The 14,435-nt window shown below is 72.2% G+C and carries 8 protein-coding genes, 1 tRNA gene, 1 other RNA gene and 1 pseudogene; 7 read left to right on the forward strand and 4 right to left on the reverse strand.

Annotated elements, in window-relative coordinates:
* Nucleotides 1-45 precede the first annotated feature (45 nt).
* The 3 genes from ACIRC0_RS19150 to ACIRC0_RS19160 all read right to left on the reverse strand — a co-directional run bounded on the left by ACIRC0_RS19150 (nt 46) and on the right by ACIRC0_RS19160 (nt 3,467).
* Nucleotides 46-168 (reverse strand): hypothetical protein, encoded by a 123-nt coding sequence (locus ACIRC0_RS19150; RefSeq protein WP_403617298.1) that lies wholly within the window; start codon nt 166-168, stop codon nt 46-48.
* A 556-nt stretch (nt 169-724) separates the two neighbouring features.
* Nucleotides 725-2,356, reverse strand: a complete 1,632-nt coding sequence (locus ACIRC0_RS19155; RefSeq protein ID WP_403617299.1) for an MFS transporter — start codon at nt 2,354-2,356, stop codon at nt 725-727.
* Between the two features lie 94 nt (nt 2,357-2,450).
* A complete protein-coding gene (locus ACIRC0_RS19160) occupies nt 2,451-3,467 on the reverse strand; it encodes an NAD(P)/FAD-dependent oxidoreductase (RefSeq protein ID WP_403617368.1) in 1,017 nt (338 codons plus the stop codon).
* 419 nt (nt 3,468-3,886) lie between these two features.
* Between ACIRC0_RS19160 and ACIRC0_RS19165 the strand changes: the two genes are divergently transcribed.
* Nucleotides 3,887-4,510 (forward strand): TetR/AcrR family transcriptional regulator, encoded by a 624-nt coding sequence (locus ACIRC0_RS19165; RefSeq protein WP_403617300.1) that lies wholly within the window; start codon nt 3,887-3,889, stop codon nt 4,508-4,510.
* A gap of 634 nt (nt 4,511-5,144) precedes the next feature.
* A pseudogene (locus tag ACIRC0_RS19170) lies at nt 5,145-5,993 on the forward strand (tyrosine-type recombinase/integrase); the annotation flags it as partial.
* Between the two features lie 79 nt (nt 5,994-6,072).
* On the opposite strand, the gene ACIRC0_RS19175 reads toward ACIRC0_RS19170, so the two are convergent.
* A tRNA-Ser gene (locus ACIRC0_RS19175) sits at nt 6,073-6,160 on the reverse strand.
* Between the two features lie 75 nt (nt 6,161-6,235).
* Here ACIRC0_RS19175 and ffs point away from each other — a divergent pair.
* The 5 genes from ffs to ACIRC0_RS19200 all read left to right on the forward strand — a co-directional run bounded on the left by ffs (nt 6,236) and on the right by ACIRC0_RS19200 (nt 14,363).
* An RNA gene (gene ffs, locus ACIRC0_RS19180) (signal recognition particle sRNA small type) lies at nt 6,236-6,326 on the forward strand.
* A 102-nt stretch (nt 6,327-6,428) separates the two neighbouring features.
* Complete coding sequence (locus ACIRC0_RS19185) at nt 6,429-8,714, forward strand: DNA polymerase III subunit gamma and tau (protein WP_403617301.1); 2,286 nt, start codon at nt 6,429-6,431, stop codon at nt 8,712-8,714.
* A 114-nt stretch (nt 8,715-8,828) separates the two neighbouring features.
* Nucleotides 8,829-10,085 carry a phosphoribosylamine--glycine ligase gene (purD, locus tag ACIRC0_RS19190; RefSeq protein ID WP_403617302.1) on the forward strand — a complete coding sequence of 419 codons (1,257 nt, stop codon included), beginning with the start codon at nt 8,829-8,831 and terminating at the stop codon, nt 10,083-10,085.
* A 428-nt stretch (nt 10,086-10,513) separates the two neighbouring features.
* Nucleotides 10,514-12,370 (forward strand): hypothetical protein, encoded by a 1,857-nt coding sequence (locus ACIRC0_RS19195; RefSeq protein ID WP_403617303.1) that lies wholly within the window; start codon nt 10,514-10,516, stop codon nt 12,368-12,370.
* Between the two features lie 493 nt (nt 12,371-12,863).
* Nucleotides 12,864-14,363: a N,N-dimethylformamidase beta subunit family domain-containing protein gene (locus ACIRC0_RS19200; RefSeq protein ID WP_403617304.1), complete on the forward strand. Its 1,500-nt coding sequence runs from the start codon at nt 12,864-12,866 to the stop codon at nt 14,361-14,363.
* Nucleotides 14,364-14,435 lie beyond the last annotated feature (72 nt).

Genomic DNA, 14,435 nt, shown 5'->3' on the forward strand with positions numbered 1-14,435 from the left:
TCGCCCGACGCTGACCACACACGTCAACCTCGCAGACACGGCTCTTCACAGGGCGAGGGATCCGTACCAGGCCCGCAGCTTGGGAAGCTGCGAGCATCGGAGGCCGACTTGGAGGTTGACCTGGGCGGACGACTTCGAGGCGCCCTCGTCGTGCTCGCTTGCTTTCACCGTGGTTCCCCGCTGTTCCCCGCTCTATCTGGTGCGCTTGTGGTGCACGTAGACTCCATGCCTGGATCAGGCCTGTGTCATCAAGTCGGTCAGTTCGGCGTCGGTGGCCTCCGGCCGGAGATGAACGTCGAAGTTATAGCCCTCGTCGCAGAACACCACGGCAGAGGGCGGGGGCGCGAGCAGGGCCGCAGGGCCGCAGGGCGGTGGCACGACGCCGCCGCGTGGGTACGAGCAGCGGCGGGTGCGGCATAGCGGAGTGCGGCGTAGCGGCGGTCGCCTGTCGTCGCAGGGCGGCGTCTGCGGCGACCGCCGCTGTCACCTCACGGCCCTTGGCCTCCGGGCCGCCCCGGAGGAGAGCCCCGGGGCGGCCCGGAGGCCATGGACGGTGAGGTGTTCCGGCAGAGGATCCGCGTGGACCGTGGACCACGCCCGCGCCCTGCGCGTCTCGCGTCGCCGGGCTCCTGCCCGACGCGCCTGGCGGGCGATCCGGCGGAGGCGGTGCCCGTCACTCCGGCGGACGCGTCCCCGGCGATCCTGTGGACGCCCCGCCGGCGATCTAGCGGGTGGACCCGGTGTGCTCCTGCACAGTCGCCGCCTCGCTCGCCGTCGTCCCGGCCCCCGGCTCGGTGCTCTTCTTCGCGAACCCGCGTCGGCCCGGCAGGACCGCGAGGACGATCAGTGTTCCGGCGGCCATGATGATTCCGCCGATGAGGCTGGTCTGGGCGACTCCGTGGGCGAAGGCCTGGTGGACGGCGTCCACGGCGGCCTGGGCCTGCTGGGGCCCGGCGGAGGGATCCTGCGCGACCCGCTGCGCGACGGCCAGGCCGGCGCCGACCGAGTCCTTGGCGGTCTCCATCGCCTCCGCCGGGAGCCGGTTGCCCACCAGGTCGGTTAGCTCGTCCCGATAGGCCGTGCCCAGCAGCGAGCCCAGCACCGCGATGCCCAGCGCCCCGCCCAGCTCCAGCGCGGTGTCGTTGACACCGCCGCCGACGCCCAGCTCGGACTCGGGGAAGGAGCCCATGATCGTGTCGGTCGCCGGGGAGATGCTCAGTCCGAGCGCGAGGCCCAGCATCATCAGCGGCGCCAGGAAGTCCCCGTACGTCGACCCCTTGTTGATCTGGGTGAGCAGGAACATGCCCGCCGTGCCGATGGCCATGCCGGTCACGACCATCACCTTCACTCCCAGCTTCGGGGCGAGTTGCCCGGTCAGCGCGGACCCGAGGAACACCGCACCGCCCAGCGGCAGCAGCCGTAGGCCCGTGTCCAGGGCGCCGTAGCCGAGGACGAACTGCAGGAACTGCGTCGAGTAGTAGAGCACGGCGAACATACCGAAGAAGAAGAACATCACCGCGAGCATCGAGCCGCTGAAGGGCCGCAGCGCGAACTTTCGGACGTCCAGCATCGGGTGCGGGTGCCGCAGCTCCCAGGCGGCGAAGGCGACCAGACCGACACCGGCGACCACGGCGGCGGTGAGGGGGCCGGCGCCCCAGCCGAAGTGCGGGCCCTCGATGGCGGCGTAGATCAGGGAGCCGACGGTGACGATCGACAGCAGACCACCGAGGTAGTCGATCCGGCCCATGCCCTCCGCCCTGGACGGCGGTACCAGGGCGAGCGCGCCGAACACGGCGACGAGGGCGATCGGCACGTTGATCAGGAAGGTCGAGCCCCAGGCGTGGTCCTCAAGCAGCCAGCCGGAGACGAGCGGGCCGACGGCTACCGCCACCCCGGAGGTCGCGGCCCAGGCGGTGATGGCCTTGGCCCGTTCGCTCCGGGGGAAGGTCGCGACCACCAGGGACAGCGTGGCCGGCATCACGACCGCGGCACCGACACCCATGATCGCGCGGGCCACGATGACCAGCGAGGTCTCGTCGACCATGCTCCCCATCACCGAACCGCCAGCGAAGATCAGCAGACCCAGCACCAGCGCGCCGCGCCGGCTGTACTTGTCGCCGATTGAGCCCAGCACCAGCATCAGCGCCGCGTACGGAACGGTGTAGCTGTCGACGACCCACTGCAGATCACTGCTGCTCAGGCCCAGCTCGGTGGTCATGTCGGGGGCGGCGACGATCAGCGACGTATTCGCCATCACCGTGATCAGCAGGCTCAGGCACAGCACGAGCAGCGCCCACCAGCGCCGCGCGTACGGCCCGGTCATTTTCTCCACGGGGGTGTTCGCAAGGAAGGGCACCAGTAGCTCCTGAGAGGGACGGGGCGGAGGAGCGGAATCACTTAATTGCCCGTGAGGGGAGCGGGCGACGGGCTGAGATCTCAGGGCTTCGAGATCATCCTGTGGCCCCTTTTGGGCTTCCCTCGGCGATCCCCTGGAGGGCCGCGTCGGTGTCCGCGATGGCCAGCATCCTGTTGATGTCGGCGCCGGCCAGTGCGCCGGCCGCTGCGGAGGCCCCGACCTGGGCGACCAGATCGGTGGCGTTGCCGGCCACCCACACACCCGGCACCTCGGTGGTGCCGGCCGCGCCGGAGGCGAAACCGCGGCCCGTCGGCAGGTCCTGCACCGGCAGGCCCAGACCTTCCAGGCCCTTTGTGCGGGCGTGCATCGGCGAGGCGACCGCGACGACGCGGCGAGCCACGACCTGGCCGTCAGCCAGGCGCACCCCGGCGAGGGCACCGTCGGCGTCGTTGACGACCTCGGTGACCGGGGTGTCGATGACACGGATGCCGCGGGCGGCGAAGCGGGCGCGGCTGTCCTCGTCCAGGTCAGTGCCGTGGGTGAAGTAGGTCAGGTCCTCGGTCAGCTGACGGAACAAAAACGCGTGGCCGATGGAGGCCGCACCGGTGGCGAGGATGCCGATGGGCTCATCGCGCACCTCCCAGCCGTGGCAGTACGGGCAGTGCACCACACTGTGCCCCCAGTGCTCGGCGAGCCCGGGCACCTCCGGCAGCACATCCGTGAGGCCGGTGGCCACCAGGATGCGGCGAGCGGTGATGCTGCGGCCGTCGGCCAGGGTGACGGTGAACCGCAGGTCCCCGTCCGCCGACGGGGCGGCGGACTCGGCCGAGACCACCTCGCCGAACACGACGCGTCCGCCGTACTGGCGCACCTGCTCCCGGCCCCGTCGAAGGATCTCGGACGGCGGGGTGCCGTCCAAGACGATGAAACCGTGCACGGCCTCCGCGGGCGCGTTGCGCGGGGAGCCGCTGTCGATCACGACGACCGAGCGGCGGGAGCGGGCGAGGATCAGTGCACCGTTCAGCCCCGCGGCGCCCCCGCCGATCACCACCGCGTCGACGGTCCCCTCGGCCAGTGCGTCGCTCGCGTACGGAGGAGTCGCCACAGCCATGGCCTCCTGCCTTTCCTTATCAGTCATGGTTCGGTCAACCCTTCGAGTTCTGGGTGGTTGGAGGGGGGTCAGCTGTTCAGAAAGCCGAGGATGTGGTCGGCGACCCTCTTGGGCTGTTCGAGGTGCAGGAAGTGCCCCGCGCCGAGGACAGCCCGACGTTCGTGATGTACAGATCCAGTCCGGCGATGAAACTCGCCGTCGCCAGGATCGCGAGGATCAGACCGGGCCTTGCAGGCCTGGAAGGCGTCGCGACGCCGGGCGGCGCGGAGGAGTGCAAAGGCATGAGTTGCTCTCCATCGCGCCAGGCGTGCACGCACCCTGTTCGGTGAGCTCAGGACGGTTGTTTACTAAACAGTCCGAAACTTAGACGGTTCTGTACTGGGTTGTCAAATACGGTGGGTCGGCTTTACCTTCGGTGTATGGCGAGACCACGAAGCTTCGACCCCGACCACGTCCTCCACGCCGCCGAGCGGCAGTTCCGCACCTCGGGCTACAACGGCACGAGCGTCGACGACATCAGCGCCGCCACCGGCCTGGGCCGCGGCAGCCTCTACGCCGCGTTCGACGGCAAGCACGGCGTGCTGCTGCAGGCGATGGCCGGCTACTTCGCCCGGCTGGGGCAGGGTGCGCCGAAGGCGCTCGCCGGACCGGACGAGGGCGCCCTGGAACGACTGCACGCGTACTTGCTCCGCGCCGTCCACGGAGTGCCACTCGCCGCCGACGTACCCCCCGCCCCCGACCGGGCGGCGGCGGCCTGCTTCGCCGCCAAAATGGCCCTGGAGATCGGCGCCTCCGACCCCGAGGTGAAACGCCTGGCCAACGACTGCTTCTCCGTGGTCGCGACGGCGGTGGCCGAGTGTGTGCGAGCGGCGCAGCGCAACGGCGACATCGACCCCGACGCGGATCCCGACGACCTTGCCTACCTTCTGCTGACCGTCATCCGCGGGACCGATGTCGTAGGCGCGTACGGCCACAGTCCCGCCCGCCTGACCTCGATTGCGGAGAGCGCGTTCGCCTTGCTGCCTCGCCCGCGCCACCGCTGAGAAGGGCGCGGCCGGCCTCATTGCACAGGCATCTGATGCGGTCGGCCCACTTCGACGCCGCGGAGACACGGCCCGTAGGTTTACGCGCCGCCGTGACCTCGTGTGTAGGCGCGTGCTGTGGTGCTCGGGGGATATGCGGGGTGGGCACTGCTCGGCGCTTCGGACGTGAGGCGGTTCCATGGATGCTGCTGCCCAAAATGAGGGCCAGAACCCGCTTGCCGACCGTCTGATCAGGGCGCATCCGCTACCGGCGACTCACCACTGCCACCGTATGAGCTGCCCCCCTTCCACCTAGCGGTGCCGCTCACCGCACAGTAGCGGTCGTCCGCGCGCAGCATGGAAGCTTGCTGGCACGCGCCACCTTTCCCACCGCGCACCCCAGCTCCCATCCCGTTTGCCGTCGACCCACACACCGTGGAGCGGGCGTGGTCCCTGGCGTCCAGGTGGAGCGCGCCACTGTACGAACGACCTGGACGCCAGGGACCGCGTCTGCTCGGCTCTGCCTGGGTCGACGGCAAACGGGATGGGAGCCTCCCACACACCCCTACGAACCCGCACCCGGGAACGGCGCCCCCTCCATCCCGGCGTCGGCCGATCCCCCGCCGGAGGCTTGTTCTGACCCCATGCCGTGCCTGCCTCGAGCTCCGCCGGCACCGCTCACCACGTCCACCGGACGATCCGTGTCGCCCTTGGCGAGGCGGTGCGGCGTGGGCACGTCCCGACCAACGCGGCGGAGATCGCCAAGGCGCCCCGGCTCGAAGAGGAGGACATCGAGCCGTACACGATCGAAGAGGTGCAGAGCCTGCTCGTCGAAGCTGCCAAGCTCCGCAACAGCGCGCGGTGGGTCGTCGCCCTCGCTCTCGGTCTGCGGCAAGGGGAAGCGCTCGGACTGCACTGGGAGGACGTCGACCTCGACGCGGGATACGTCCGCATCCGCAAGAACCGGCCGCGTCCCAAGTACGCGCACGGCTGCGGCGCCAATCCGTGTGGCCGGAAGGCGGGCTACTGCCCCAAGAGGGAGCAGACCCGTCGCGAGCACAAGTCCACCAAGTCCCGAGCCGGACGGCGGACCATCGGCCTGCCCGATCCGCTGATCAAGATTCTCCGCCAGCACCAGGACGCCCAGGAGCGGGAGCGGATCGCGGCCGGTGCCGACTGGGAGGGCAAGGGGTACGTCTTCGCCTCGCCGATCGGTGGGCCGCTGAGCCCGAACACCGACTTCCACATCTGGAAGCGGCTTCTCCGGGACGCGGGCGTACGAGACAGCCGACTGCACGACGCTCGGCACACTGCCGCCACCGTGCTGTTGATCCTCGGAGTCCCAGACGTGGTGATCGACTCGATCACGGCTTGGGAGCCCGGGGGAGCGGCGCGGATGCGCGCCCGGTACATGCATGTGACGGGAACCATGCTCCGCAAGGTCGCCCAGCAAGTCGGGGACGCGCTCTGGGTGCCGCCCGGTATCGAAGAGAAAAACAACTGAGACGGAAACTGAGACGGACAACGTCGAAGGGCCCCACCGCGAACGGTGGGGCCCTTCGACATCGTGCCCGGTGAGGCACTGGCGGAGGATACGAGATTCGAACTCGTGAGGGGTTGCCCCCAACACGCTTTCCAAGCGTGCGCCCTAGGCCTCTAGGCGAATCCTCCGCCGGAAACATTACATGACGCCGGGGAGTGCTAGCGAACTCGTTCGGGACCCGGCGATCGGGTAGGCTGGGGCTCAGCCCCTCACGCGGCGCTATCTGACTGAACTCCCCCAGGGCCGGAAGGCAGCAAGGGTAGGTTGGCTCTGGCGGGTGCGTGGGGGGTCTTTCGCGTCCGGGGACGGGTGCCCAGGGGCGGGCGCCGAGGGGCTGCGGCCGGGCTGTGACTCGGGCCGGGCGCTTTGTCAGTGGGCGCCTATAACCTCGTAAGCGTGTCGTCTCTCGCGCTGTACCGCCGCTATCGCCCGGAGTCCTTCGCCGAGGTCATCGGGCAAGAGCATGTCACCGACCCGCTGCAGCAGGCGCTGCGGAACAACCGGGTCAATCACGCGTACCTGTTCAGCGGCCCGCGCGGATGCGGCAAGACGACCAGCGCGCGGATCCTGGCCCGCTGTCTGAACTGTGAGCAAGGTCCCACCCCGACGCCGTGCGGCGAGTGCCAGTCCTGCCGCGACCTGGCGAGGAACGGACCGGGGTCGATCGACGTCATCGAGATCGACGCGGCCAGCCACGGTGGTGTGGACGACGCCCGTGACCTGCGGGAGAAGGCCTTCTTCGGGCCCGCGAGCAGCCGGTACAAGATCTACATCATCGACGAGGCCCACATGGTCACGTCGGCCGGTTTCAACGCGCTGCTCAAGGTCGTCGAGGAGCCGCCCGAGCATCTCAAGTTCATCTTCGCGACCACCGAGCCCGAGAAGGTCATCGGGACCATCCGGTCGCGCACGCACCACTACCCGTTCCGGCTCGTCCCGCCCGGGACCCTGCGGGACTATCTCGCCGAGGTGTGCGCGAAGGAGAAGATCCCCGTCGAGGACGGGGTTCTGCCGCTGGTCGTGCGCGCGGGCGCCGGGTCCGTGCGTGACTCCATGTCCGTCATGGACCAGCTGCTCGCGGGCGCGGGCCCCGACGGTGTGACATACGCCATGGCCACCTCCCTGCTCGGGTACACGGACGGCTCGCTCCTCGACTCGGTCGTCGAGGCCTTCGCCACCGGGGACGGGGCCGCCGCGTTCGAAGTCGTCGACCGAGTGATCGAGGGGGGCAACGACCCCCGTCGGTTCGTCGCCGACCTGCTGGAGCGGCTGCGGGACCTCGTCATCCTCGCCGCCGTGCCCGACGCCGCCGAGAAGGGGCTGATCGACGCCCCGGTCGACGTGCTGGAGCGCATGCAGGCCCAGGCGGGCGTCTTCGGCCCGGCCGAGCTGAGCCGCGCCGCCGACATCGTCAACGAGGGGCTGACCGAGATGCGCGGGGCCACCTCGCCCCGCCTGCAGCTCGAGCTGATCTGCGCACGGGTGCTGCTGCCCGCCGCATACGGGGACGAGCGGTCCGTCATGGCCCGCCTGGACCGCCTGGAGCGCGGCGTCAACTTCTCCGGCGGCGGCGCGGCCCCTGCCATGGGGTATGTGCCCGGTCCCGAGGCGCACGGCGGGGCAAGCGCGGGGGCGTCGTCCGTTCCTGCGGTGCCGCCCGGCGGTGGTCCGGCCGCGGCTCGGGCCGCGGTGCGGGCCCAGGGCCCAGGCGCAGGCGCGGGCACAGGCGCAGGCGCAGGCAGTGCGCCGGGGCCGGGTGCTTACGACGGTGCGGCGACGCCTGCTCCGGCACCGGCACCGCCCGCACCGCCCGCGGAGACGCCGCCGGCGGCTCCCGCTCCCGCTCAGCCGGGGCCCCAGGCCGCCCCTGCTCCCGCCGGTCCCGGTGCCTGGCCCACCGCTGCCGCCGCGGGCAGCGGCCGACGGCCCGGCGGGTGGCCCACGGCGGCGTCCGCGGGCGGAGCGCAGCCCCCGGCCGCGCCCACGCGACCGGCCGCGCCTACGCGACCGGCGGCACCCGCGGCCACGCCGGCACCGGCAGCCTCCGCTCCCGCACCGGCCGCCGCACCGGCGCCCGGCGGGCTCGACCCCCGCGCGCTGTGGCCGAACATCCTGGAGGCGGTGAAGAACCGCCGCCGCTTCACCTGGATCCTGCTCAGCCAGAACGCGCAGGTCGCCGGCTTCGACGGGACGACGCTGCAGGTCGGCTTCGTGAACGCCGGGGCCCGGGACAACTTCCTCAGCAGCGGCAGCGAGGAGGTCCTGCGGCAGGCGCTGGGCGAGCAGTTCAACGTGCAGTGGAAGATCGAGGCGATCGTCGACCCCTCGGGCGGCTCGGCACCGCCGGCCACTTCGGGCTCCGGCTTCGGCGGCGGTTACCCGTCCGGCGGGGGCGGTGGCTACGGCTCGGGCGCCCCGTCGGCGCCCCGTCCCGCACCCCAGCAGCCGGCTCCGGCCGCGCGCCCGGCGGCCCCGTCGGCGCCCGCGACCGCGGCCCCGGCACCGGTGGCGCCCGCCCCCGCACAGACCGCGCCCCCGGCACCGGAGCGCCATGTGGTCGCCCCCGAGGACGACATGCCGGAGGACGACGACCCCGACCTCGACGAGTCGGCGCTCTCGGGCCACGAACTGATCGTCAGAGAGCTCGGGGCCACGGTGGTCGAGGAGTTCTCGAACGAGTAGGCGGGCCAGGAGCAGGCAGAGCGGGGGCTCTTGGGAGGAACCCACAAAGCCGTCCCCCGGCCCTCTTCGGCGGCCCCCACAAGGTCACTGGCCCGTGCCCGTTAGGCTGACCCCGTGAAGGTCCTCGTCATCGGTAGCGGCGCCCGCGAACACGCCCTGTGCCGTTCCCTCTCCCTCGACCCCGACGTCACCGAGCTGCACTGCGCCCCCGGCAACGCGGGTATCGCCGAGGTGGCCCGGTTGCACCAGGTCGACGCCCTCGACGGACAGGCCGTGGCCGCGCTGGCCGGTGAGCTCGGCGTCGGGCTTGTCGTCGTCGGCCCGGAGGCGCCGCTCGTCGCAGGGGTCGCCGACGCCGTGCGCGAGGCCGGGATCCCCGTCTTCGGCCCCTCCGGGGAAGCCGCGCAGCTCGAGGGCTCCAAGGCGTTCGCCAAGGACGTGATGGCGGCCGCGGGCGTCCCCACGGCACGTTCGTACGTCTGCACGAACGCCGAGGAGGTCGAGGAGGCGCTCGACGCCTTCGGCGCCCCGTACGTCGTGAAGGACGACGGCCTCGCCGCCGGCAAGGGCGTCGTCGTCACCGCCGACCTCGAGGCCGCCAGGGCCCACGCGGCCGCCTGTGAGCGTGTCGTCATCGAGGAGTTCCTCGACGGCCCCGAGGTGTCCCTGTTCGCCGTCACCGACGGCGAGACAGTGGTCCCGCTCCAGCCCGCCCAGGACTTCAAGCGCGCCCTGGACGGCGACGAGGGGCCGAACACCGGCGGCATGGGCGCTTACTCACCGCTGCCGTGGGCCGACCCGAAGCTGGTCGAGGAGGTGCTGCAGACGGTTCTGCAGCCGACCGTCGACGAGATGCGCCGCCGCGGCACGCCGTTCTCCGGGCTGCTGTACGCGGGGCTCGCGATCACCTCGCGCGGCGTTCGGGTCATCGAGTTCAACGCCCGTTTCGGCGACCCCGAGACCCAGGTCGTCCTCGCCCGGCTGAAGACCCCGCTCGCCGGTGTGCTGCTGGCCGCCGCGAACGGCACCCTCGCCGACCTGCCGCCGCTGCGCTGGAGCGACGACGCGGCCGTCACCGTGGTCGTCGCCTCTCACAACTACCCGGGCACCCCGCGTACCGGCGACCCGATCACCGGGCTCGACGAGGTGGCGGCCCAGGACGCCCCGCACGCTTACGTGCTGCACGCCGGCACCCGGCGGGAGGGCGACGCGGTGGTGAGCGCGGGCGGCCGCGTGCTGTCCGTCACGGCGACCGGCGAGGACCTCACCGAGGCGCGTCGCCGGGCGTACGCGGCGGTGGGGCGCATCGGACTCGAGGGCTCCCAGCACCGCACGGACATCGCGGCGAAGGCCGCGGGCACCGGCATCTGACGCGCCGGCCTGCGACCTCGGCGCGTCCGTGTGGTGGTCACGCCGGCCGATGAACCTCGTGGGCCCCGGATCCGTCTCAGGATGCGGGGCCCGTGTCATGCGGCGGTGTCATGCGGTGGTGTCGCGCGAAGGCTCGGCGCCGAACCGGCGGAATCCTGGCCTGGCCGTTGCCCTGCGTCAGCCACCTTTCCCCAAAGCCATTCCATCGAGTGAGCGGTGTCCCGTCCGGCTGACGACGGCCGGAGCCCCAACTAGGGTGCGGCGCAGGTGTTCCGGCACTTGGCCCACCGGCATTGCGATGTCAGTGGCGGGTGCCACAGTGGGGGGGTGAGCAACGCACGGGCATCCGGCGGCGACTTCCGTGACGCAGACCGTCACGGCACGGGTCGTGCCGGGCAGAGGCGGGTCGGAGGGGGTGACGTCAGGTCGTGACCGGTATCGGTGTGGAGGCGGGCGCGCAGGCCGCGCGCTCACGGGCCCTGGCCGTGCTGCGGATCCGCAGCCGCGCTCTGGCCGTCGCCCTGCTGCCCGCGGCCGTCGCCGTCGTGCTGCTCGTCGGCGGTTCCACCGGTCATCTCGGCGGAGGGCGTTGGGGGATCGCCCGCTGGATCGTGACCGTTGTCGCGGTGGTGGTCCTGCTCTGCGCCGCCGGTATCGCCCTCGTGATCGCCCGCGCCCGCCCGGCCATGAGCCCGACGGTCCCGATCGCGGAGGACGCGGCACCCGATCTCTACCGGATGGTCAGAGACCTGGCCGACCGCCTCGACGTGCCCGCGCCGTCCGCCATAGCGCTCACCCCGGACTGCGACAGCTGGCTGGAGGACCGCACCCACCCCGCTCACGGGCCGCCGTGTCCGCCACCCGGGGAGGAGATATCCGGCGCCCGCGGCATACGCGGCCTGTCGGCCCCCCGACAGCACCGCGCCGCGACCGCGCCCGTGCTTGTCATCGGCTCGCCGTTCCTGTGGTGGATGCGGGTGGGCGAGCTGCGCGCGGTCCTCGCCCCGGTCGTCGCCGGTACGGGACCGTCGGCGCACCCGGACATAGCGGCGGCACGGCGCTTCGTCCGCGGGCTGGACGCCGCGGTGGCGGTGACGTCGGCACCGGCGCACGGGCCCGTGATCCGTACGGTGCTCGCGGGCGTCGGATGGGTGGCGCGCCTGCTGTTGCGCAGCTGCCGGGGGCATGCGGAGGAGATGGAGCGGGGGGTGGCGGCGGCCGCGGCCGAGCGTGCACAGGCTGTGGACTACGGGGCGCGGATCGTCGCGCAGGAGCAGGTGGGTTTGGCGTACGCGGGCTGGGACCGGCTGCTGACCCGGGTCGCGCTGCCGGCCTGGCGGATGGGCCGCTGGCCCTCGCGCCTGGACGCGGGCGTCGTCGCGGCGCTCACGGAGCTGTCGCGCCGGGACCGGCTGGCCGAGGGCTTCACCTCGCGGCTGGGTGAGCGGCCGGCCTGTGACCTGCTCGAGGAGCCCGGCCTGGTGGACGAGGCCGCGTCCCTGCTCGCGGCCCGCCTCTTCCACGGAGGACCGGCCGAGTCCGGCCCGAATTGGGCGCCGGTGGACTGGCAGGAGTACCCGGACGAGGTCGTCGACCGCAAGTGGCGCACGGACGCGGCCCGCCTGCACCGCGTCCTGGACGCCCTCGGCGTCCACCACGCCCACCACGACACGGTCCCCCACGCGGGCGGACCGACGCTGGAGCGGGTCCTGGAGTACCTGACGGTCCGCCCGGCCGCCGGCGCGAGCGGCACGCCGGCGGGTGAGGGCGCGCGCGCGAGTGGCACGGCCGCGGGTGAGAGCGGGTCCGACGGCATACGTCTCCCGGGCGAGGACGGCGCCGGCGACGAAACCGCCGACGTTCCCGACGACGACGTGGTCGCCAGTGTGCGGACCGCCGCACTCGTAGCCGGGCTCAGCGCCGAGATGGCGCGGGAGGAGGCGGCAGGGGCGATACCCGGCGGCGCCGGGGGACCGGGTCCGGACCGTGCGGTGTGGGACGCCGCCGCGATGCTGCCGCTGTTCCCACTGCAACCGCCCCGCACCGGCCGCGAACTGCTTGTCGACCACGTCGCCGCGGTGGTGTGCTGCGCCGCGATGGACACGGCGGGAGCGGCACCGGGCCTCGACTGGCTGGACGGCCCGTCCCTCCTGGTGAGGGGCGAACGAGCGGCCGACCTCTCCCCCCGGGTCCGCACCCTCGTCGAGGAGGGCGACCCCACCCCGCTGCGCACCTGGCTCCGCAACCTCGGCGTACGCCCCGAGAAACCGGTCCGCCTGGTCTGACGACCGCTCTCCCTGGTCTGACGACCGCTCTCCCTGGTCTGACGACCGCCCCGCCTGGTCTGACGACCGCCCCGCTTGGTCTGACGACCACTCCGGCCGGTCCGAGGTCGGGGTCCGCCTGGTCCCACGGCCGCTCCGGCCGGTCCGAGGACGGGGTCCGCCCGGTCCGCGGTCGGGGTCCGCCCGGTCCGCGGTCGGGGTCCGCCCGGTCCGCGGTCGGGGTCCGCCCGGTCCGACGACCGCTCCGCCTGATCTGACGACCGCTCCACCTGGGCCGAACCCGCGCCGAACCCGCCCCAATCCCGCGCCGACCTGGGGGAACTCCACCCGCCCCGTTCCGCAAGCCCGACCCCTGGCCGCAGAATCCCATTCCGTTCACGTCAATTCGCGACGAACGGTGACGGAGTGGGTGCGTTATGTGATGTGCTGGGTACCGATCGCGCACTCGGTAAGGGCTTACGACGGCTCACGGGGGACGAGGGAGGGGACACGCATGGGGTCGGAACACATCCGTCGGTGGGAGTCGGGTGCTCTCGCCCACGCCGTGACGGATCCTTTCGGCCAGGGTCCCGTTCCCTGGCTGCGGGGCAGTGAGACGTACTTCGACGACACGGGCCAAGTGGTCCCCTGGTACGTGGACCCGACCCCGGCCCACGTCCCGGCCCAGGGCCAGAAAGGGGCCCGGATCCCGGCCCCCCGCACCAGCGGCCCCCGCTCCGCAGACGACGTCCACCGCCAGATCAAGGGCTTCACCTCGACCGGCGCCGTCGCCCCGGGCGAGGCCCTGGACTTCCACGTCACCGTCGACCCGCCCCAGGAGTTCGCCGTCGACGTGTACCGGATCGGGCACTACGACGGCGACGGAGCGGCCAAGATCACCACGAGCCCCCGTCTCTCGGGCATCGTCCAGCCGGCGCCGCTCACCGCGGACCGCACGGTCTCCTGCCATCACTGGTGGCTGTCCTGGCGGCTGCAGATCCCGTCGTACTGGAGTGTCGGCGCCTATGTCGCCGTGCTGACCACCGCCGACGGCTACCGCTCCCACGTCCCGTTCACCGTCCGCGACGCGCGCCCGGCCGATCTGCTCCTGCTGCTCCCGGACATCACCTGGCAGGCGTACAACCTCTACCCGGAGGACGGCCGCACCGGCGCCAGCCTCTACCACGCCTGGGACGACAGCGGCCGGCTGCTCGGCGAGGCCGACGCCGCCACCACGGTCTCCTTCGACCGCCCGTACGCGGGCGCGGGCCTGCCTCTGCACGTCGGTCACGCGTACGACTTCATCCGCTGGGCCGAGCGGTACAGCTACGACCTCGCCTACGCCGACGCCCGCGATCTGCACGCCGGCCGCGTCGACCCCACCCGCTACCGCGGTCTCGTCTTCCCCGGCCACGACGAGTACTGGTCGGCGCAGATGCGCCGCACCGTGGAGCTGGCCCGCGAGCACGGCACCTCGCTGGTCTTCCTCTCCGCCAACACCATGTACTGGCAGGTGGAGCTCGGCCCGTCCCCGTCCGGTGTCCCCGACCGCCTGCTCACCTGCCGCAAGCGGCGCGGCCCGGGAAAGCCGGTTCTGTGGCGGGAAATCGACCGTGCGGAGCAGGAGGTGATCGGGATCCAGTACGCGGGCCGGGTGCCCGAGCCCCACCCGCTCGTGGTCCGCAACGCCGACCACTGGCTGTGGGAGGGGACCGGCGCGGAGGAGGGCGACAAGCTGGAGGGGATGGTCGCCGGAGAGGCGGACCGTTACTTCCCGCGCGCCCCGCTGCCCGACCACGAGGGCCGCATCCTGCTCGCCCACTCCCCGTACCGGGACGGCGAGGGCGTCCCGCGTCACCAGGAGACCTCCCTCTACCGTGCTCCTTCCGGCGCCCTGGTCTTCGCGTCCGGAACGTTTGCGTGGTCCCCCGCGCTGGACCGCCCCGGTCATGTCGATCCCCGTGTCCAGCAGGCGACAGCAAACCTCTTGGACCGCATCTGCAAACGAGACTGAACTCGCCCCTCCCCGGCCCCGCGGACCGGCTCGCTCCCGGCATGGGGGAGAATCGAGCCATTGGGACAGAAC

The sequence above is a fragment of the Streptomyces sp. NPDC093984 genome (assembly GCF_044764595.1).
GTDB lineage: Bacteria > Actinomycetota > Actinomycetes > Streptomycetales > Streptomycetaceae > Streptomyces > Streptomyces cynarae.

Bases quoted from the DNA above. Each gene is read 5' to 3' on its own strand.
- ACIRC0_RS19200 (WP_403617304.1), top strand. From the start codon at position 12,864: ATGGGGTCGGAACACATCCGTCGGTGGGAGTCGGGTGCTCTCGCCCAC.
- ACIRC0_RS19160 (WP_403617368.1), bottom strand. From the start codon at position 3,467: ATGGCTGTGGCGACTCCTCCGTACGCGAGCGACGCACTGGCCGAGGGG.
- ACIRC0_RS19165 (WP_403617300.1), top strand. From the start codon at position 3,887: ATGGCGAGACCACGAAGCTTCGACCCCGACCACGTCCTCCACGCCGCC.